The sequence below is a fragment of the Promicromonospora sp. CA-289599 genome, assembly GCF_050936155.1.
Taxonomy (GTDB): domain Bacteria; phylum Actinomycetota; class Actinomycetes; order Actinomycetales; family Cellulomonadaceae; genus Promicromonospora.
Map to the genome: position 1 here is coordinate 3,437,108 of NZ_JBNJNI010000001.1, position 18,562 is coordinate 3,455,669.

General features: G+C 66.2%; 32 protein-coding genes. All 32 read left to right on the forward strand.

Going from position 1 to position 18,562, the window contains the following annotated elements:
- Positions 1-49 precede the first annotated feature (49 nt).
- Positions 50-1,246 (forward strand): elongation factor Tu, encoded by a 1,197-nt coding sequence (tuf, locus tag ACQEVI_RS15210; protein ID WP_432900293.1) that lies wholly within the window; start codon positions 50-52, stop codon positions 1,244-1,246.
- 525 nt (positions 1,247-1,771) lie between these two features.
- The gene (gene rpsJ, locus ACQEVI_RS15215; RefSeq protein ID WP_019146773.1) at positions 1,772-2,080 is read left to right on the forward strand and encodes a 30S ribosomal protein S10; all 309 of its coding nucleotides are present in this window, start codon (positions 1,772-1,774) and stop codon (positions 2,078-2,080) included.
- Positions 2,081-2,094: 14 nt separating this feature from the next.
- Entirely contained in the window at positions 2,095-2,748 is a 654-nt protein-coding gene (gene rplC / locus ACQEVI_RS15220) for a 50S ribosomal protein L3 (protein ID WP_357510385.1), read from the forward strand.
- Positions 2,749-2,753: 5 nt separating this feature from the next.
- On the forward strand, positions 2,754-3,446 hold the full coding sequence (gene rplD / locus ACQEVI_RS15225) for a 50S ribosomal protein L4 (RefSeq protein WP_432900296.1): 693 nt from the start codon (positions 2,754-2,756) through the stop codon (positions 3,444-3,446).
- The gene (gene rplW / locus ACQEVI_RS15230) at positions 3,443-3,745 is read left to right on the forward strand and encodes a 50S ribosomal protein L23 (protein WP_357443959.1); all 303 of its coding nucleotides are present in this window, start codon (positions 3,443-3,445) and stop codon (positions 3,743-3,745) included. Before rplD ends, rplW begins: the two co-directional genes overlap by 4 nt.
- A 31-nt stretch (positions 3,746-3,776) precedes the next feature.
- Positions 3,777-4,613, forward strand: coding sequence for a 50S ribosomal protein L2 (rplB, locus tag ACQEVI_RS15235; protein ID WP_116673589.1), 837 nt, complete (start codon positions 3,777-3,779; stop codon positions 4,611-4,613).
- A 14-nt stretch (positions 4,614-4,627) separates the two neighbouring features.
- Positions 4,628-4,909 (forward strand): 30S ribosomal protein S19, encoded by a 282-nt coding sequence (gene rpsS / locus ACQEVI_RS15240; RefSeq protein WP_253869175.1) that lies wholly within the window; start codon positions 4,628-4,630, stop codon positions 4,907-4,909.
- Between the two features lie 67 nt (positions 4,910-4,976).
- Positions 4,977-5,336, forward strand: coding sequence for a 50S ribosomal protein L22 (gene rplV / locus ACQEVI_RS15245; RefSeq protein ID WP_116673591.1), 360 nt, complete (start codon positions 4,977-4,979; stop codon positions 5,334-5,336).
- Positions 5,336-6,181, forward strand: coding sequence for a 30S ribosomal protein S3 (gene rpsC / locus ACQEVI_RS15250; RefSeq protein WP_432900299.1), 846 nt, complete (start codon positions 5,336-5,338; stop codon positions 6,179-6,181). The genes rplV and rpsC overlap by 1 nt, the downstream gene beginning before the upstream one ends.
- A gap of 2 nt (positions 6,182-6,183) precedes the next feature.
- Positions 6,184-6,600, forward strand: coding sequence for a 50S ribosomal protein L16 (gene rplP, locus ACQEVI_RS15255; RefSeq protein WP_108492297.1), 417 nt, complete (start codon positions 6,184-6,186; stop codon positions 6,598-6,600).
- A gap of 1 nt (position 6,601) precedes the next feature.
- On the forward strand, positions 6,602-6,841 hold the full coding sequence (rpmC, locus tag ACQEVI_RS15260; protein ID WP_116673593.1) for a 50S ribosomal protein L29: 240 nt from the start codon (positions 6,602-6,604) through the stop codon (positions 6,839-6,841).
- Between the two features lie 4 nt (positions 6,842-6,845).
- A complete protein-coding gene (rpsQ, locus tag ACQEVI_RS15265) occupies positions 6,846-7,133 on the forward strand; it encodes a 30S ribosomal protein S17 (RefSeq protein WP_357443709.1) in 288 nt (95 codons plus the stop codon).
- A gap of 137 nt (positions 7,134-7,270) precedes the next feature.
- On the forward strand, positions 7,271-7,639 hold the full coding sequence (rplN, locus tag ACQEVI_RS15270; protein ID WP_020016123.1) for a 50S ribosomal protein L14: 369 nt from the start codon (positions 7,271-7,273) through the stop codon (positions 7,637-7,639).
- 2 nt (positions 7,640-7,641) lie between these two features.
- Positions 7,642-7,983 (forward strand): 50S ribosomal protein L24, encoded by a 342-nt coding sequence (gene rplX, locus ACQEVI_RS15275; protein ID WP_116673595.1) that lies wholly within the window; start codon positions 7,642-7,644, stop codon positions 7,981-7,983.
- Complete coding sequence (gene rplE, locus ACQEVI_RS15280; RefSeq protein WP_116673596.1) at positions 7,983-8,555, forward strand: 50S ribosomal protein L5; 573 nt, start codon at positions 7,983-7,985, stop codon at positions 8,553-8,555. Before rplX ends, rplE begins: the two co-directional genes overlap by 1 nt.
- Position 8,556: 1 nt before the next feature.
- Positions 8,557-8,742 (forward strand): type Z 30S ribosomal protein S14, encoded by a 186-nt coding sequence (locus ACQEVI_RS15285; protein ID WP_021480434.1) that lies wholly within the window; start codon positions 8,557-8,559, stop codon positions 8,740-8,742.
- Positions 8,743-8,815: 73 nt separating this feature from the next.
- Positions 8,816-9,214: a 30S ribosomal protein S8 gene (rpsH, locus tag ACQEVI_RS15290; RefSeq protein ID WP_357443703.1), complete on the forward strand. Its 399-nt coding sequence runs from the start codon at positions 8,816-8,818 to the stop codon at positions 9,212-9,214.
- 21 nt (positions 9,215-9,235) lie between these two features.
- Positions 9,236-9,772: a 50S ribosomal protein L6 gene (gene rplF, locus ACQEVI_RS15295; RefSeq protein WP_357510392.1), complete on the forward strand. Its 537-nt coding sequence runs from the start codon at positions 9,236-9,238 to the stop codon at positions 9,770-9,772.
- A gap of 2 nt (positions 9,773-9,774) precedes the next feature.
- Positions 9,775-10,146 carry a 50S ribosomal protein L18 gene (gene rplR, locus ACQEVI_RS15300; protein WP_274993158.1) on the forward strand — a complete coding sequence of 124 codons (372 nt, stop codon included), beginning with the start codon at positions 9,775-9,777 and terminating at the stop codon, positions 10,144-10,146.
- Between the two features lie 31 nt (positions 10,147-10,177).
- Entirely contained in the window at positions 10,178-10,831 is a 654-nt protein-coding gene (gene rpsE, locus ACQEVI_RS15305) for a 30S ribosomal protein S5 (RefSeq protein WP_116673600.1), read from the forward strand.
- Entirely contained in the window at positions 10,831-11,013 is a 183-nt protein-coding gene (gene rpmD, locus ACQEVI_RS15310; RefSeq protein WP_020016131.1) for a 50S ribosomal protein L30, read from the forward strand. Before rpsE ends, rpmD begins: the two co-directional genes overlap by 1 nt.
- 26 nt (positions 11,014-11,039) lie before the next feature.
- Entirely contained in the window at positions 11,040-11,468 is a 429-nt protein-coding gene (rplO, locus tag ACQEVI_RS15315) for a 50S ribosomal protein L15 (RefSeq protein WP_432905958.1), read from the forward strand.
- Positions 11,469-11,681: 213 nt separating this feature from the next.
- Positions 11,682-12,977, forward strand: coding sequence for a preprotein translocase subunit SecY (secY, locus tag ACQEVI_RS15320; protein WP_432900304.1), 1,296 nt, complete (start codon positions 11,682-11,684; stop codon positions 12,975-12,977).
- 80 nt (positions 12,978-13,057) lie between these two features.
- Positions 13,058-13,615: an adenylate kinase gene (locus ACQEVI_RS15325; protein WP_432905961.1), complete on the forward strand. Its 558-nt coding sequence runs from the start codon at positions 13,058-13,060 to the stop codon at positions 13,613-13,615.
- Positions 13,616-13,618: 3 nt separating this feature from the next.
- Positions 13,619-14,506, forward strand: a complete 888-nt coding sequence (map, locus tag ACQEVI_RS15330; RefSeq protein ID WP_432900306.1) for a type I methionyl aminopeptidase — start codon at positions 13,619-13,621, stop codon at positions 14,504-14,506.
- A gap of 54 nt (positions 14,507-14,560) precedes the next feature.
- A complete protein-coding gene (locus tag ACQEVI_RS15335; RefSeq protein WP_432900307.1) occupies positions 14,561-14,923 on the forward strand; it encodes a hypothetical protein in 363 nt (120 codons plus the stop codon).
- Positions 14,924-15,217: 294 nt separating this feature from the next.
- Positions 15,218-15,439: a translation initiation factor IF-1 gene (infA, locus tag ACQEVI_RS15340; protein WP_116673604.1), complete on the forward strand. Its 222-nt coding sequence runs from the start codon at positions 15,218-15,220 to the stop codon at positions 15,437-15,439.
- Between the two features lie 125 nt (positions 15,440-15,564).
- A complete protein-coding gene (gene rpmJ / locus ACQEVI_RS15345) occupies positions 15,565-15,678 on the forward strand; it encodes a 50S ribosomal protein L36 (RefSeq protein ID WP_003956441.1) in 114 nt (37 codons plus the stop codon).
- A 185-nt stretch (positions 15,679-15,863) separates the two neighbouring features.
- Positions 15,864-16,238: a 30S ribosomal protein S13 gene (gene rpsM / locus ACQEVI_RS15350; protein ID WP_253869160.1), complete on the forward strand. Its 375-nt coding sequence runs from the start codon at positions 15,864-15,866 to the stop codon at positions 16,236-16,238.
- A gap of 78 nt (positions 16,239-16,316) precedes the next feature.
- Positions 16,317-16,721 carry a 30S ribosomal protein S11 gene (rpsK, locus tag ACQEVI_RS15355; protein WP_116673606.1) on the forward strand — a complete coding sequence of 135 codons (405 nt, stop codon included), beginning with the start codon at positions 16,317-16,319 and terminating at the stop codon, positions 16,719-16,721.
- A 183-nt stretch (positions 16,722-16,904) separates the two neighbouring features.
- Positions 16,905-17,921: a DNA-directed RNA polymerase subunit alpha gene (locus ACQEVI_RS15360; RefSeq protein ID WP_116673607.1), complete on the forward strand. Its 1,017-nt coding sequence runs from the start codon at positions 16,905-16,907 to the stop codon at positions 17,919-17,921.
- A 55-nt stretch (positions 17,922-17,976) separates the two neighbouring features.
- The gene (rplQ, locus tag ACQEVI_RS15365) at positions 17,977-18,561 is read left to right on the forward strand and encodes a 50S ribosomal protein L17 (RefSeq protein ID WP_432900310.1); all 585 of its coding nucleotides are present in this window, start codon (positions 17,977-17,979) and stop codon (positions 18,559-18,561) included.
- Position 18,562 lies beyond the last annotated feature (1 nt).

Here is an 18,562-nt window from a genome sequence, read left to right on the forward strand (position 1 = left end):
GAGCATCTGCAACGTTCGGAACATCTACCCAAGTCCCAGGAGGACCCCAGTGGCTAAGGCCAAGTTCGAGCGGACCAAGCCGCACGTCAACATCGGCACGATCGGTCACGTCGACCACGGTAAGACGACGCTGACCGCCGCGATCTCGAAGACGCTTGCGGACAAGTACCCGGAGCTCCCGGCGAACACGCAGCGCAACTTCGACGAGATCGACGCCGCGCCGGAAGAGAAGCAGCGCGGTATCACGATCAACATCGCGCACATCGAGTACGAGACGCCGAAGCGCCACTACGCGCACGTCGACGCTCCGGGTCACGCCGACTACATCAAGAACATGATCACCGGTGCCGCGCAGATGGACGGCGCGATCCTGGTGGTTGCCGCGACCGACGGCCCGATGGCCCAGACGCGTGAGCACGTTCTGCTCGCCCGTCAGGTCGGCGTGCCGTACCTGATGGTGGCGCTCAACAAGTCCGACATGGTCGACGACGAGGAGATCCTCGAGCTCGTCGAGATGGAGGTCCGTGAGCTGCTGTCCTCGCAGGAGTTCGACGGCGACAACGCTCCCGTCATCCGCGTCTCGGGCCTCAAGGCTCTCGAGGGCGACGCCGAGTGGGTCGAGAAGATCGTCGAGCTGATGGAAGCTGTCGACGAGAACGTGCCGGAGCCGGTGCGTGACCTCGACAAGCCGTTCCTGATGCCGATCGAGGACGTCTTCACGATCACCGGTCGTGGCACCGTCGTCACCGGCAAGGTCGAGCGTGGCACGCTCGACATCAACTCCGACGTCGAGATCGTCGGTATCCGCGTGCCGCAGAAGACCACGGTCACGGGCATCGAGACGTTCCACAAGCAGATGGACCAGGCGCAGGCCGGCGACAACACCGGTCTCCTCCTGCGTGGCATCAAGCGCGAGGACGTCGAGCGCGGCCAGGTCATCGTGAAGCCGGGTTCGATCACCCCGCACACGAACTTCGAGGCTCAGGTCTACATCCTGGGCAAGGACGAGGGTGGCCGTCACAACCCGTTCTACTCGAACTACCGCCCGCAGTTCTACTTCCGCACCACGGACGTCACCGGCGTCATCACGCTGCCCGAGGGCACCGAGATGGTCATGCCCGGCGACAACACCGAGATGACGGTCGAGCTCATCCAGCCGATCGCCATGGAGGAGGGTCTGGGCTTCGCCATCCGCGAGGGTGGCCGCACGGTCGGTTCAGGCCGTGTCACCAAGATCCTCAAGTGATCTTGGAGAACGGACTCATCTGACGGAAGTCAGCTGAACGATGGGGCCCGGGTGCTTCGGCACCCGGGCCCTGTTGCGTAAGTAGCCCGTGTCACACGTCCTCCGTTTGGTACATGCGGAGACGTATGGCAAGATTGCATAGTTGCCTGTCAAGGGCGCGCTCTTTCAAGTGTCGAACAGTGTGCAGAACCGCAGTCCTTGGTCCCGGATCGTTCGGGGCCAGCAGAGGCTGGAGCGGTCACCCTCCCGGGGAGAAACCGGGTGAGGGGTCGCGGGGTTTATCGCCTGTTGTTCGATGCGTACGAGGCGCCCCGCGGAGCACACGTCCTTCGGTCTTCCGGAGGCACTGTTCCGAGCAGGCTCTGCAAACGTCGTGGTCGCTCTGGCTTGCAGCCAGCGCAGATCACTTCCCAACGGCCCCGGCACCAGCGATGGTGTTATGCGCCCGGCTGTGCCGCATTATGCGACACGCCCGAGTGCGTGGGTCGGACAGTAGCGGTTCGAGAGAGAGAGTCAGACGACGCCATGGCGGGACAGAAGATCCGCATCCGGCTCAAGTCCTACGACCACGAGGTGATCGACAGTTCGGCGCGCAAGATCGTCGACACGGTCACTCGCGCTGGTGCGACGGTCGTGGGTCCGGTGCCGCTGCCGACGGAGAAGAACGTCTTCGTTGTGATCCGGTCGCCTCACAAGTACAAGGACAGCCGCGAGCACTTCGAGATGCGTACGCACAAGCGGCTCATCGACATCATCGATCCCACGCCCAAGGCCGTCGACTCGCTCATGCGACTCGACCTGCCGGCGGACGTGAACATCGAGATCAAGCTCTGAGGCTGGAGGACATCATGACCAACCAGCAGAAGAACGTGACCGCGTTGCTCGGGACCAAGCTCGGCATGACGCAGCTCTGGGACGAGGCAGGCCGCCTCGTGCCGGTGACCGTTGTCGCCGTGGGCACCAATGTGGTGACCCAGGTCCGCACTGCAGACGCCGACGGTTATGCGGCTGTTCAGCTCGCGACCGGCCAGGTTGACCCGCGCAAGGTCACCAAGCCCCTCAAGGGCCACTTCGAGAAGGCCGGCGTCACGCCGCGCCGTCACGTGGCCGAGATCCGCACCGAGAACGCCTCCGAGTACACCCTCGGCCAGGAGATCACCGCAGACGCCTTCGAGGCCGGCGCGCTGGTCGACGTGGTCGGTACGACCAAGGGCAAGGGCACCGCCGGCGTCATGAAGCGTCACGGCTTCCACGGCGTGGGTGCTTCTCACGGTGCGCACCGCAACCACCGCAAGCCCGGCTCGATCGGTGGCGCTTCGACGCCGTCGCGAGTCTTCAAGGGCATGAAGATGGCCGGTCGGATGGGTAACGCCCGTCAGACCACCCAGAACCTGACCGTTCACGCGGTCGACGTCGAGAAGGGTCTGCTGCTCGTCAAGGGCGCGGTTCCCGGCCCCAAGGGTGGCGTCGTCCTCGTGCGTAACGCCGCGAAGGGAGCGTGAACCCGATGACCGCTCTGACTGTCGACGTCCTGGACGCCCAGGGCAAGAAGTCCGGCACCGCCGAGCTCCCCGCTGAGGTGTTCGACGTCGCCGTGAACATTCCGCTGATCCACCAGGTGGTCGTTGCGCAGCGCGCAGCCGCCCGCCAGGGGACCGCATCCACGAAGACTCGTGGCGAGGTCCGCGGTGGTGGCCGCAAGCCGTACAAGCAGAAGGGCACCGGTCGCGCCCGCCAGGGTTCGACGCGTGCTCCGCAGTTTGCCGGCGGTGGCGTCGTCCACGGCCCGCAGCCGCGCAGCTACGACCAGCGCACCCCGAAGAAGATGAAGGCTGCCGCCCTGCGCGGTGCCCTCTCGGACCGCGCTCGTTCGGGTCGCGTGCACGTCGTGTCCGGCTTCGGCATCGAGGGCGTCCCGTCCACCAAGACGGCACTCGCCACCATCACGAAGCTGACGACGCGTGCACACGTGCTCGTCGTGACGCTGCGCGACGACGAGGCCACGGTCAAGTCGCTGCGCAACGTTCCCGAGGTGCACCTCCTGGTCGCTGACCAGCTGAACACCTACGACGTGCTCATCTCCGACGACGTCGTCTTCACCGAGGGCGCGCTTGCCGCGTTCCTCGAGGGCCCGACCAAGGGCGCGAAGGCTGTCGCCACGGAGTCCGAGGCCGAGACCGCTGAGGAGACTGCCAAGTGACCGTCACCGTGAAGGACCCGCGCGACATCCTGATCGCGCCGGTCGTCTCCGAGAAGAGCTACAACCTTCTCGACGAGGGCAAGTACACCTTCATCGTCGACCCGAGCGCGAACAAGACCGAGATCAAGATCGCTATTGAGAAGGTCTTCAGCGTCAAGGTCGCGTCGGTGAACACGATGAACCGCAAGGGCAAGACGCGTCGCACGCGTTTTGGCCTCGGCAAGCGCAAGGACACGAAGCGTGCGATCGTCACCCTCCGCGAGGGCACGATCGACATCTTCGGCGGTCCGGTCGGCTGAGCTGACGAGAGACGATTGAGGACAGGTTTCCATGGGAATCCGTAAGTACAAGCCGACTACGCCCGGCCGCCGCGGCTCCAGCGTTGCCGACTTTGTCGAGATCACGCGCTCGCAGCCCGAGAAGTCGCTGATCCGGCCGCTGAGCAAGACCGGTGGTCGTAACAACACCGGTCGCATCACGACGCGTCACAAGGGTGGCGGCCACAAGCGCGCCTACCGCGTCATCGACTTCCGTCGTCACGACAAGGACGGCGTGCCCGCGAAGGTCGCTCACATCGAGTACGACCCCAACCGCACGGCACGTATCGCCCTCCTGCACTACGCGGACGGCGAGAAGCGCTACATCATCGCGCCGAACAAGCTGTCGCAGGGCGACCGCATCGAGGCCGGTGCGGGTGCTGACATCAAGCCCGGCAACAACCTGCCGCTGCGCAACATCCCGACCGGTACGGTCATCCACGCCATCGAGCTTCGGCCCGGCGGCGGTGCGAAGATCGCCCGTTCGGCTGGTGCGTCCGTGCAGCTCGTTGCCAAGGACGGCCCCTATGCGCAGCTGCGCATGCCGTCCGGCGAGATCCGGATGGTCGACCTGCGCTGCCGCGCGACGGTCGGCGAGGTCGGCAACGCCGAGCAGTCGAACATCAACTGGGGCAAGGCCGGCCGCATGCGGTGGAAGGGCAAGCGCCCGACCGTCCGTGGTGTCGCCATGAACCCGGTGGACCACCCCCACGGTGGTGGTGAAGGCAAGACGTCCGGTGGACGCCACCCGGTCAGCCCCTGGGGCCAGGCCGAGGGTCGTACCCGCCGTCCGAACAAGTCGAGCGACCGGATGATCGTCCGTCGCCGTCGTACCGGCAAGAAGCGCTGATAGGAGCCTGAAACATGCCTCGTAGCCTGAAGAAGGGCCCCTTCGTAGACGGACACCTCCAGAAGAAGGTGGACGTCCAGAACGAGAAGGGGACCAAGACAGTTATCAAGACCTGGTCCCGTCGGTCGGTTGTCACGCCCGACTTTCTCGGTCACACCTTTGCCGTGCACGACGGTCGCAAGCACGTCCCGGTCTTCGTGACCGAGTCGATGGTCGGCCACAAGCTCGGCGAGTTCGCTCCCACGCGGACCTTCCGCGGCCACGTGAAGGACGACAGGAAGGGTCGTCGCCGCTGAGGCGTGGGATTCTCCCCGTCACAGCAGCGATGATCTGGACTGTCTGAGAAAAGGAAGCAGGACAGCAATGGAAGCCAAGGCGCAGGCGCGGTTCGTCCGTGTCACGCCCCAGAAGGCCCGGCGCGTCGTGGACCTCATCCGTGGCAAGCAGGCCTCTGAGGCCGTCGCGGTGCTGAAGTTCGCACCGCAGGCCGCCAGTGAGCCGATCCGCAAGGTCGTGGAGAGCGCGATCGCGAACGCTCGGGTGAAGGCCGACCGCGCGAGCGAGCGCTTCGACGAGGGCGACCTGGTCGTCTCCGCCGCGTTCGTGGACGAGGGGCCGACGCTCAAGCGTTTCCGGCCTCGGGCTCAGGGACGTGCTACGCGCATTCTCAAGCGCACCAGCCACATCACCGTGGTGCTCGCCGATAAGGAAGGGGCCCGATAGTGGGACAGAAGGTTCACCCGCACGGGTACCGCCTGGGTATTACGACTGACCACCGGTCGCGTTGGTTCGCCGACAGCACCAAGCCTGGTCAGCGGTACCGCGACTACGTCCGTGAGGACGTTCAGATCCGCAAGCTCATGGGCACCGGCCTCGAGCGTGCGGGTATCTCCAAGGTTGAGATCGAGCGCACCCGCGACCGTGTCCGCGTGGACATCCACACGGCACGTCCGGGCATCGTGATCGGTCGTCGAGGTGCTGAGGCCGACCGCATCCGCGGTGAGCTCGAGAAGCTCACGGGCAAGCAGGTTCAGCTCAACATCCTCGAGGTCAAGAACGCGGAGATCGACGCGCAGCTCGTTGCTCAGGGCATTGCCGAGCAGCTGGCCAGCCGTGTCTCCTTCCGTCGCGCGATGCGCAAGGGCATGCAGTCCGCCCAGCGTGCCGGCGCGAAGGGTATCCGCGTGCAGGTCGCCGGCCGCCTCGGCGGCGCCGAGATGAGCCGTTCGGAGTTCTACCGCGAGGGCCGCGTGCCCCTGCACACGCTCCGCGCGTACATCGACTACGGCTTCTACGAGGCCCGCACCACCTTCGGCCGCATCGGCGTCAAGGTGTGGATCTACAAGGGCGAGGTCACCGAGAAGGAGTTCGCCGCTCAGCAGGCTACTGCCGCACCCCGCGCGGGTCGCGGTCGTGGCGACCGTCCTGAGCGCGGTGGCGAGCGCGGTGGCGACCGTCGCGGTGGTGGCGGACGTCGTAACGAGCGTCCGGCCGAGCGCAGCACTGAGGCAGCCCCCGCGGCTGAGGCAGCTGCTGCTCCGGCCGCTGAGACCGGAACGGAGGCCTGACCATGCTGATCCCGCGCAGGGTCAAGCACCGCAAGCAGCACCACCCGTCGCGCTCCGGTGCGGCAAAGGGTGGCACCCAGATCGCGTTCGGCGACTTCGGCATCCAGGCTCTGGAGCCGGCGTACGTCACCAACCGCCAGATCGAGGCGGCGCGTATCGCAATGACTCGCCACATCAAGCGTGGCGGCAAGGTGTGGATCAACATCTACCCGGACCGTCCGCTGACGAAGAAGCCTGCCGAGACCCGCATGGGTTCCGGTAAGGGTTCTCCGGAGTGGTGGGTCGCCAACGTCAAGCCCGGCCGGATCCTCTTCGAGCTGGCCGGTGTTGACGAGTCCCTTGCACGTGAGGCCATGCGCCGCGCGATGCACAAGCTCCCGATGAAGTGCCGTTTCGTGGTGCGCGAGGGTGGTGTCTGATATGGCTATCGGTACGCAGGGGCTTGCCCCCATCGATCTGGATGGCATGGACGACGAGACCCTCGTCGCCAAGCTGAAGGAAGCCAAGGAGGAGCTCTTCAACCTCCGCTTCCAGTCGGCGACCGGCCAGCTCGAGAGCCACGGTCGTCTCAAGGCCGTGCGTCGCGACATCGCTCGGATCTACACGATCCTGCGTGAGCGCGAGCTCGGCATCCGTACGGCTCCGAGCGTGAGTGAGTGAGGCAATGAGCGAGAAGACGACGCCCGAGGCCCCCGAGGCCCAGCGCGCGACGCGTAAGGTGCGCCGTGGCTACGTGGTCAGCGACAAGATGGACAAGACCATCGTGATCGAGGTCGAGGACCGGGTTAAGCACCCCCTCTACGCCAAGGTCATCCGTCGCACGACCAAGGTCAAGGCACACGACGAGCAGAACAGCGCCGGCATCGGCGACCTGGTCGTCATCATGGAGACCCGCCCGCTGTCCGCTACCAAGCGGTTCCGCCTGGTGGAGATCCTCGAGAAGGCCAAGTAAGGACTTCTACATCGGCAGGGGCGGTGCGTGACACACGTACGCGTGCCGTCCCGGCCTAGCACAGCAACTATCCGTTCGACCAGGCTCGCCGGAAGCAGTCCGCGCGAGAACCAGTTCGACGACAGGAGTTCATTCAAATGATCCAGCAGGAGTCGCGACTTCGTGTCGCCGACAACACGGGTGCCAAGGAGATTCTCTGCATCCGCGTTCTCGGTGGCTCGGGCCGTCGCTACGCCGGAATCGGCGACACCATCGTCGCCACCGTCAAGGACGCGATCCCGGGCGGCAACGTGAAGAAGGGCGACGTCATCAAGGCCGTCGTCGTCCGGACCGCCAAGGAGCGCCGCCGTCCCGACGGTTCCTACATCAAGTTCGACGAGAACGCCGCCGTCATCCTCAAGAACGACGGCGAGCCTCGTGGGACGCGCATCTTCGGCCCGGTCGGCCGCGAGCTGCGTGACAAGCGGTTCATGAAGATCATCTCGCTGGCTCCGGAGGTGCTCTGACCATGGCGAAGATCAAGAAGGGCGACCAGGTCATCGTGATCTCTGGTCGTGACAAGGGCAAGACCGGCCGGGTGCTCGAGGTCCTCAAGGACTCCGACCGCCTCGTGGTCGAGGGTGTCCAGCGCGTCACGAAGCACACCAAGGTGGGTCAGTCGCAGCGCGGCGCCCGCACCGGTGGCATCGAGACGGTCGAGGCGCCGATCCACGTGAGCAACGTGATGATCGTCGACCCGGAGACCAAGAAGGGCACCCGCGTCGGGTACCGCGAGGAGCAGGTGGAGCGCGACGGCCGTACCAAGACCGTCCGGATCCGCGTTGCGAAGCGCTCCGGGAAGGACATCTGATGACCGAGACGACCATCGAGGCCCCGGCCCAGCCGCGCCTCAAGCAGAAGTACCGCGAGGAGATCCTCCCGGCGCTGATCGAGGAGTTCGGCCACAAGAACCTGCACCAGGCCGGCGGTCTCACGAAGATCGTCGTGAACATGGGTGTGGGCGACGCGGCCAAGGACTCGAAGCTCATCGAGGGCGCCATCCGCGACCTCTCGGCGATCACCGGTCAGAAGCCGCAGGTCACCAAGGCTCGTAAGTCCATCGCACAGTTCAAGCTGCGCGAGGGCATGCCGATCGGTGCGCACGTGACGCTTCGTGGCGACCGCATGTGGGAGTTCCTGGACCGCCTGCTGGCGACCGCCCTGCCGCGTATCCGCGACTTCCGTGGTCTGTCGCCCAAGCAGTTCGACGGGCACGGCAACTACACCTTCGGTCTCACGGAGCAGTCGATGTTCCACGAGATCGACCAGGACAAGATCGACCGGGTCCGCGGTATGGACATCACGGTCGTGACGACGGCGACGACCGACGACGAGGGCCGCTCTCTGCTGCGCCGTCTCGGCTTCCCCTTCAAGGAGAACTGACATGGCGAAGAAGGCCCTGATCAACAAGGCGGCCGCCAAGCCGAAGTTCGCGGTTCGCGCCTACACCCGGTGCCAGAAGTGCGGTCGCCCGCACTCCGTTTACCGCAAGTTCGGCCTGTGCCGCATCTGCGTCCGGGAGATGGCCCACCGTGGCGAGCTTCCGGGCGTCACCAAGAGCAGCTGGTAACACAACTACGCCGTAGGTCTGTCCGGCCCCTCGAGGCCGTTCGGATACCCCGGCGAGGAAGGGCAAGAGCCCGATGACTATGACCGACCCGATCGCAGACATGCTGACCCGTCTGCGTAACGCGAACTCGGCGCACCACGACACGGTTTCCATGCCGTCGTCGAAGCTGAAGACGCACATTGCTGAGATCCTGCAGGCCGAGGGCTACATCGTCGGCTGGAACGTGGAGGACGCCCAGGTGGGCAAGACCCTCACGCTCGAGCTGAAGTACGGCCAGAACCGGGAGCGCGCCCTGGCGGGCGTGCGCCGCATCTCGAAGCCCGGTCTGCGTGTCTACCGCAAGTCCACCGATCTGCCCAAGGTGCTCGGCGGCCTGGGCGTGGCGATTCTGTCCACGTCCTCCGGCCTCCTCACCGACCGTCAGGCACAGGCCAAGGGCGTCGGCGGCGAAGTCCTCGCCTACGTCTGGTAATCCGGAAAGGAGAAAACGCCAATGTCTCGAATCGGCAAGCTTCCCGTTCCGGTCCCAGCCGGCGTGGACATCACTGTCAGCGGCGCGCTCGTGACCGTGAAGGGCCCCAAGGGTTCTCTCGAGCACAACGTGCCCGCACCCATCAATGTCGCTCAGGAGGACGCCCAGCTCGTGGTGTCGCGTCCTGACGACGAGCGGAACTCCCGTGCGCTGCACGGCCTGACCCGCACCCTGATCGCCAACATGATCACGGGTGTGACGCAGGGCTACGAGAAGAAGCTCGAGATCGTCGGTACTGGTTACCGCGTCGTGGCGAAGGGCTCGAGCCTGGAGTTCGCGCTCGGCTTCAGCCACCCTGTTGTCATCGAACCGCCCGCAGGCGTCACGTTCGCGGTCGAGAGCCCCACCAAGTTCTCGGTCTCGGGCATCGACAAGCAGCAGGTCGGCGAGGTCGCAGCGAACATTCGCAAGATCCGCAAGCCCGAGCCCTACAAGGGCAAGGGCGTGCGTTACGCCGGCGAGAACGTCCGCCGCAAGGTCGGAAAGGCTGGTAAGTGACGATGGCTATCAAGATCCTGGGCAAGGGCAAGTCCGTCGCTCGTCAGCGTCGCCACCTTCGCCTGCGCAAGAAGATCGCTGGCACCGCCGTTCGTCCGCGTCTCGTCGTCACCCGTTCCTCGCGCCACATGGTGGCGCAGGTCGTGGACGACAGCGTGGGCAAGACCGTCGCGTCTGCGTCGACCCTCGAGGCCGACCTGCGTGCGTTCGACGGCGACAAGACGGCCAAGGCCCGCAAGATCGGCGAGCTCGTCGCCGAGCGTGCCAAGGCTGTCGGCGTCGACACCGTCGTGTTCGACCGCGGCGGCAACAAGTACCACGGTCGCGTCGCTGCAGTGGCTGACGGCGCCCGCGAGGGCGGTCTGGCCCTGTGATGACCAACGCACGGAAGAAGAGGACTCTCTGATGGCTGCAGGGCAGCGCAGCGGCGCCCCCCAGGGTGCCGCCACCGAGAACAAGGACCGTAACGACCGCCGTGGTGGCGGCCGTGGCGGCGACCGTCGTGGGGCGCGCGAGGAAAAGAGCGCCTTCATCGAGAAGGTCGTCTCCATCAACCGCGTCTCCAAGGTCGTCAAGGGTGGCCGCCGCTTCAGCTTCACCGCGCTCGTCGTGGTGGGCGACGGTGACGGCACCGTAGGCGTCGGCTACGGCAAGGCCAAGGAGGTGCCCGCGGCGATCGCCAAGGGTGTCGAGGAGGCGAAGAAGAACTTCTTCCGCGTCCCTCGTATCCAGGGCACCATCCCTCACCCCATCCAGGGTGAGAAGGCTGCCGGTGTCGTGTTCCTGCGTCCGGCGTCCCCGGGTACCGGTGTTATCGCCGGTGGTCCGGTGCGCGCCGTGCTGGAGTGCGCGGGCATCCACGACGTGCTGAGCAAGTCGCTCGGTTCGTCGAACGCGATCAACATCGTGCACGCCACGGTCGCGGCCCTGAAGGGCCTCGAGGAGCCGGCTGCTGTTGCCGCTCGTCGTGGCCTCCCGCTCGAGGACGTGGCCCCGGCCGCGCTCCTGCGTGCGCAGGCCGCTGGTCGTGCCGAGTCGACTGCAAAGGCGGGTGCGTGATGGCTCGACTCAAGGTGACTCAGACCAAGTCCGCCATCGGCGGCAAGCAGAACCAGCGTGACACGCTGCGAACCCTCGGCCTCAAGCGGATCGGCGACACCGCCGTGAAGGAGGACCGTGCGGAGATTCGTGGCATGGTCAAGACGGTGGCGCACCTCGTCGCCGTCGAGGAGGTCGAGTGATCATGGCGGAGAACAAGCCGCTGAAGATGCATCACCTCCGTCCGGCCCCCGGCGCCAAGACCGCGAAGACCCGTGTGGGTCGCGGTGAAGGCTCGAAGGGTAAGACGGCAGGTCGCGGTACCAAGGGTACGAAGGCTCGTTACCAGGTCCCCGCAGGCTTCGAGGGTGGGCAGGTGCCTCTGCACATGCGCCTCCCGAAGCTGCGTGGATTCAAGAACCCGTTCCGCGTGGAGTTCCAGGTCGTGAACCTGGACAAGCTCTCCACGCTGTTCCCCGATGGTGGCTCCGTCACCGTCGAGGACCTCGTCGCCAAGGGGGCGGTCCGCAAGGGTCAGCCCGTCAAGGTGCTCGGCAACGGTGAGATCACCGTCAAGCTCGAGATCGCGGTCGACCGCGTCTCGGCTACCGCCAAGGAGAAGATCCTGGCGGCCGGCGGTACGGTCTCGGAGGCCTGATACAGCTACAGGGCCGGCGGCGCATGATGCGCGGCCGGCCCTGTGTGCTCTCTTGAGAATTTCGCGGGGCTCTTGTGGTCCGAAAGACCCCGTAAGCAACGTAGAATCCGACACGGTCTGGCTGCACCGTTGTGGTCTGGCCCACGTTCGATACATCTCGCCGGCGTCGCGTCGGCGACACTAGATCCCGCAACGGCGGGCCAGGAGGATAGGGTGCTCAGCGCTTTCGGCCGGGCTTTCCGGACGCCAGACCTGCGGCGCAAGCTGCTGTTCACGATCGCGATCATGGCGATCTTCCGGCTCGGGTCGTTCATACCGACTCCCGGCGTGGACTACGCGAACGTGCAGCAATGCATCGCTGGGCAAGGGGACAACACCCTGCTCGGCCTGATCAACGTCTTCAGCGGCGGCGCTCTGCTCCAGCTGTCGATCTTCGCCCTCGGGATCATGCCGTACATCACGGCAAGCATCATCGTGCAGCTGCTTCGCGTGGTGATCCCACGCTTCGAGGCGCTGCAGAAGGAGGGCCAGTCGGGTCAGACCAAGCTGACCCAGTACACGCGCTACCTCACCATCGGTCTCGCGATCCTGCAGTCGACCACCGTCATCACGACGGCGCGTCAGGGCCTGCTCTTCCAGGGCTGTGATGTTCCTGTCATCCCCGATGACGGTGTTCTGACCTCCATCCTCATGGTCATCACGATGACCGCCGGTACAGGCCTCGTCATGTGGCTCGGCGAGCTGATCACCGAGCGCGGCGTCGGCAACGGCATGTCGCTCCTGATCTTCACGTCGATCGCCGCGAGCTTCCCGACGTCGCTCTGGTCGATCGCCGGTGGCGCCAACGGCGTCCTGAACTTCACCATCATGATCCTCGTGATCGTCCTGGTCATCGGCCTCGTGGTGTTCGTCGAGCAGTCGCAGCGCCGCATCCCGGTGCAGTACGCGAAGCGCATGGTGGGCCGCCGCATGTACGGCGGCACCAGCACCTACATCCCGATCAAGATCAACATGTCCGGTGTGATCCCGGTGATCTTCGCGGCGTCGATCCTGGCCATCCCGGGTCTTCTGGCCCAGTTCGGCGATCAGCAGTCCGAGTGGGTCGTCTGGATCTCCAACAACCTGGTCCAGCAGTCGTCGCCGCTGTACATCGCGATCTACACGCTGATGATCATCTTCTTCTGCTTCTTCTACACGTCGATCACGTTCAACCCGGACGAGGTCGCGGACAACATGAAGAAGTACGGCGGCTTCATCCCCGGCATCCGGGCCGGCCGCCCGACGGCGGAGTACCTGGACTTCGTGATCACCCGGATCACCTCCGCCGGTTCCGTGTACCTCGCGCTGGTTGCGCTGATCCCGACGCTGGTGCTCGTCTTCCTCGGCGTCAGCACACAGTTGCCCTTCGGCGGTGCCTCGATCCTCATCGTGGTCGGCGTCGGGCTGGATACGGTCAAGCAGATCGATTCACAGCTGCAGCAGCGCCATTACGAAGGATTTCTCCGTTGAGTCAGACCCCCTCCACCGCCTCTCGTCGCGAGCTCCACGCTCGTCCGGACAAGGAGGGCCAGGTCACACGCCTGGTCATCATGGGCCCGCAGGGCGTCGGCAAGGGCACGCAGGCCGCGCGCCTCGCCGAGGTGTTCGGGATCGTCGCGATCTCCACCGGCGACATCTTCCGGGCCAACATCAAGGGCAGCACGGAGCTCGGCACGACGGCCAAGGAGTACATCGACAAGGGTGAGCTCGTCCCGGACGAGATCACCAACGCGATGGTCCGCGACCGCCTCGGCGACGAGGACGTCAAGGCCGGGTTCCTGCTCGACGGCTACCCCCGCAACGCGGCCCAGGTCGCTGAGCTGGACACCACGCTCGCCGGCTTCGGGTGGGAGCTCGACGGCGTGATCGAGCTGACGGCGGACCGCGACGTCCTGATGGAGCGTCTCACCAAGCGCGCCCAGGACGAGGGCCGTGAGGACGACACCCCTGAGGGGATCGCCCGCCGGCTCGACATCTACGCCACCGAGACGGCTCCCCTCACCGCCGCGTACGCGGAGCGGGGGCTGCTGGCCAAGGTGGACGGCGTCGGTGAGATCACCGAGGTCACCGACCGCATCGTCGCCGCACTCGCGGCCCAGCTGGGCTGAGGCGTGGTCTTCGGGCGGGACCGCGTCGAGTACAAGACGCCGGACCAGGTACGCCTCATGCGGCGTGCCGGTCTGGTGGTCGCGGACACTCTTGCCGCGGTCCGGTCCGCGGCCCGGCCCGGTGTCACCACCACTGACCTCGACGCCGTGGCCACCAAGGCCATCGACGACGCCGGTGCGGCGCCTTCGTTCCTGGGCTACCACGGGTTCACCGGAGTCATCTGCACGTCGGTCAACGACGAGGTCATCCACGGCATCCCGGGCAGCCGGGTGCTGGCAGCGGGTGACCTCGTCTCGATCGACTGCGGCGCGATAGTCGAGGGCTGGCACGGTGACTCGGCAGTCTCGTTCGTCCTGGGCCCCGACGGGGCACTCGACCACACGCTGCCCGACGACGACCTGGTCGCCGCGGGTGCGGATCTCGCCGACATCGCGCTCGTCCGGGCCACGGAGACCGCCATGTGGGCGGGCATCGCCACGCTGGCGTCCGCGAAGCGTCTGAACGCGGTGGGCGAGGCGGTGGAGGCCGCCGTCGAGATGGCCGGTGAGTTCAACGGCATCGAGTACGGCATCGTCGAGGAGTACGTCGGGCACGGCATCGGCAGCGCCATGCACCAGCCGCCGGACGTGCACAACTACAGGACGTCCGGGTCCGGCCCTCGGCTGCGGTCGGGGATGTGCCTGGCGATCGAGCCGATGATCACGCGCGGCGGTTCCGAGACCAGAGTCCTCGAGGACGACTGGACGGTGGTCACCGTCGACGGCTCCCGTGCGGCGCACTGGGAGCACTCCACCGCGATCATGGAGGACGGCATCATCGTCCTCACGGCGGTCGACGGGGGAGCGGAGCACCTCGGCGTCTTCGGCGTGGAACCGGTCTCGCTCGATTGAGCGACTTTCACCCGGGGCCTATTTAAGTCGGAGTCAGTTGGCTACGATCGGCTTGTGACCGACGAAGCGCACACTCCGCCCGGCGTGCGGACACGGGTTCTTCTGGCTGCGCGCCGCGGCCTGGAACGGTTCGGGCGCTGGCTCGCCGCATGGGGCCGCCGGCTCGCGCCGAGCCCGTTCCTCTGGGTCGGCGTGGTCCTCGGTTTCGGCACCTCGTTGCTCGTCTGGGAGTCGGTCCTGCTGCTCGGCATCGCGGTGTGGCTGCTCGGCGTGTGGTTCTGGAAGGCGCGGGGCAGGCACATGCTCATCGCGCTCGGCCTGGGCATGGTGCTCGGCTGGCTCCCCATGCTGTTCTTCTTCGTCACCAGCCTCCCGCACACGATGATCGGCCTGCCGGGGGTCGAGTACGACCTCTGAGGGGCTCGTCGTGGCGAGGCTCACGGCCGGGAGCGGCTTTCGCCGTCGTCCTGCGCTTTGAATGCTTTCCGAAGTGACGTAGGCTGGACCGCTGGGTGTAGTCCGTTCAACGCCTCCAGTTCTTGAAAGGGTGCCGAGGCGCCTGCCGGTCCCCGCGAGAGCGGGGCGCAGGCCGAGGCACACGAGGTCGGCGGTACACGGACACACACGACATCCACACCCGACTGTCGGCTCCGCAGGGCTCCTGCGGTGCCGTGGGCGTGGAAGCAGTCACGACGAGAGTTAGCGGAGGATATGGCAAAGAAGGACGGTGTCATCGAGATCGAGGGCAGTGTGATCGAGGCTCTGCCGAACGCGATGTTCCGCGTCGAGCTGTCGAACGGTCACAGGGTTCTCGCGCACATCTCGGGCAAGATGCGACAGCACTACATCCGGATCCTCCCCGAGGACCGCGTGGTGGTGGAGCTCAGCCCGTACGACCTGTCCCGCGGCCGGATCGTCTACCGCTACAAGTAGTCAGTCCCCGATCCGGGGCTATGTCACTCGCGGCTTGGCCAGAGGTGACGTCGCCGCACGATCGACCACCCACGACACTGCTGCGTGCGCACCGAGAGACCGGGCGCCGTGGTGGAGGAAAAACCATGAAGGTCAAGCCGAGCGTCAAGAAGATCTGCGACAAGTGCAAGGTGATTCGCCGGCACGGTCGCGTCATGGTGATCTGCGACAACCTGCGCCACAAGCAGCGCCAGGGCTGATCACGTCCCGGGCATCCGCCCGGGGTCCGGTGGCTGAGGCCACCACCAGCGCACCACCTCGAACCTCACCCAGCGGGCAACCGCACAGGTGAGGGGAACCCTCGGCCCGGAGGCCGGGGCTCGCGTGAATCGCGGGATGGCGGTGCGGCAGACCTCCGATGAGCAGTACAGGAGCCGGAAGGCACATGGCACGTCTTATCGGCGTCGACCTCCCCCGCGACAAGCGGCTTGAGGTTGCGCTCACTTACATCTTCGGTGTGGGTCGTACCCGCGCGAAGGAGACCCTGGCCGCCACGGGCATCAGCCCGGACGTCCGCGTCAAGGACCTCGGCGACGCCGAGCTCGTTGCGCTCCGCGACCACCTCGAGGGCAACTTCAAGCTCGAGGGTGACCTCCGCCGTGAGGTCGCGGCCGACATCCGCCGCAAGGTCGAGATCGGTACCTACCAGGGCATCCGCCACCGTCGCGGACTGCCGGTGCGTGGTCAGCGCACAAAGACCAACGCGCGTACCCGCAAGGGTCCCAAGCGCACCGTCGCGGGCAAGAAGAAGGCCCGCTGATAGCAGTCCGTGGAGCGGTCGGCTCATCTTGAGCTGAGACCGCCCCGGTCCGATCAGACCAGGAGATTTCAAAAACACATGCCTCCCAAGACTCGCGCCGCCGCCGGCCGCAAGCCGCGCCGCAAGGACAAGAAGAACGTCCCGCTCGGCCAGGCGCACATCAAGTCCACGTTCAACAACACGATCATCTCGATCACCGACCCCTCGGGTGCTGTGATCGCATGGGCGTCCGCCGGCCACGTCGGCTTCAAGGGCTCCCGTAAGTCGACCCCGTACGCCGCGCAGATGGCTGCCGAGTCGGCCGCGCGCCGCGCGCAGGAGCACGGCGTCAAGAAGGTCGACGTCTTCGTGAAGGGCCCGGGTTCCGGTCGCGAGACCGCCATCCGCTCGCTCCAGGCGACCGGCCTCGAGGTCGGCTCGATCCAGGACGTGACGCCCCAGGCTCACAACGGCTGCCGCCCCCCGAAGCGTCGCCGCGTTTGATATCCGTCGCGCCGCGGTGCGGCCGCGCAGCCCGATGGCTGCGGGACCGCACCGCGACCGCGACAGCGCTCACCGCTCGCGGTGAGCACCTTGCCTGGACGGTGACAGAGATCCGTCCGGGCCGCGAGAGATCGCAGCCGTGATGCGTCATATAGCGGACGCACACTCGAAAGGACACCCACAGTGCTTATCGCACAGCGCCCCACGCTGACCGAAGAGGTCATCTCGGAGAGCCGTTCCCGCTTCTCCATCGAGCCGCTCGAGCCTGGCTTCGGCTACACGCTCGGCAACTCGATGCGTCGCACCCTGCTGTCGTCCATCCCGGGCGCGGCCGTCACGTCCATCCGTATCGACGGTGTGCTGCACGAGTTCAGCACCGTGTCGGGCGTGAAGGAAGACGTCACCGAGATCATCCTCAACATCAAGAACCTCGTGGTCTCCTCGGAGAACGACGAGCCCGTCGTGATGTACCTGCGCAAGCAGGGCGCCGGCGTCGTGACCGCTGCGGACATCGTTCCGCCGGCGGGGGTCGAGGTCCACAACCCCGACCTGCACATCGCCACCCTCAACGACAAGGGCAAGCTCGAGATCGAGCTGACCGTCGAGCGGGGCCGTGGGTACGTGTCCGCCGCGCAGAACAAGCAGTTCGACGCGGAGATCGGGCGCATCCCGGTCGACTCGATCTACTCGCCGGTCCTCAAGGTCACGTACAAGGTCGAGGCCACCCGAGTCGAGCAGCGCACCGACTTCGACAAGCTCATTGTCGACGTCGAGACGAAGCAGGCAATCACGCCTCGCGACGCGCTCGCCTCGGCTGGCAAGACCCTGGTCGAGCTGTTCGGCCTGGCACGTGAGCTGAACGTCGAGGCCGAGGGCATCGAGATCGGGCCGTCGCCGACGGACACCGCGCTTGCCGCGGACCTGGCGCTGCCGATCGAGGAGCTCAACCTCACCATCCGTTCGTACAACTGCCTCAAGCGCGAGGGCATCCACCAGGTGGGCGAGCTTGTTGCCCGCAGTGAGGCGGACCTGCTCGACATCCGCAACTTCGGTGCGAAGTCGATCACCGAGGTCAAGGAGAAGCTGGCCGAGCTCGGCCTCAGCCTCAAGGACTCGCCGCTGGACTTCGATCCGGCCGGCGCTTCGTACTTCGAGGGTAGCGACTCCGCGGCCTACAGCGGCGACGAGCAGTCGTACTGACGTCCCATGTCCGGCCTAGGCCGGACGTGCGGAACCACTTCCAAGGAGACAAGTAATGCCTACCCCTACCAAGGGCGCGCGGCTCGGCGGTAGCCCGGCTCACGAGCGTCTGATTCTCGCGAACCTGTCCACCTCCCTCTTCGAGCACGGCCGCATCACGACCACGGAGACCAAGGCCAAGCGCCTGCGTCCCCTGGCCGAGCGTCTGATCACGTTCGCGAAGAAGGGCGACCTGTCCGCCCGTCGCCGCGTGCTCACCGTCGTGCGTGACAAGGGCGTGGTGCACACGCTCTTCACCGAGATCGCCCCGGCCATGGCCGAGCGCAACGGTGGCTACACGCGCATCACCAAGATCGGCACCCGCAAGGGTGACAACGCGCCCATGGCGGTCATCGAGCTCATCACCGAGCCCGTGAGCCCCAAGCAGGCAGTCGTCAAGGAGGCCACCAAGGCCACCGAGAAGGCCGCTGACGTGACCGAGGCCCCGGCCGAGGACGCGGTCGTCGAGGACGCTCCGGTCGAGGACGCCCCGGCCGAGGACGTCGCCGACGCCCCCGCCGAGGACGCCGCTGCCGAGGCCCCCAAGAAGAAGAAGGCGGCTCCCAAGAAGAAGGCCGCCGAGGAGACGAAGGAGGCCTGAG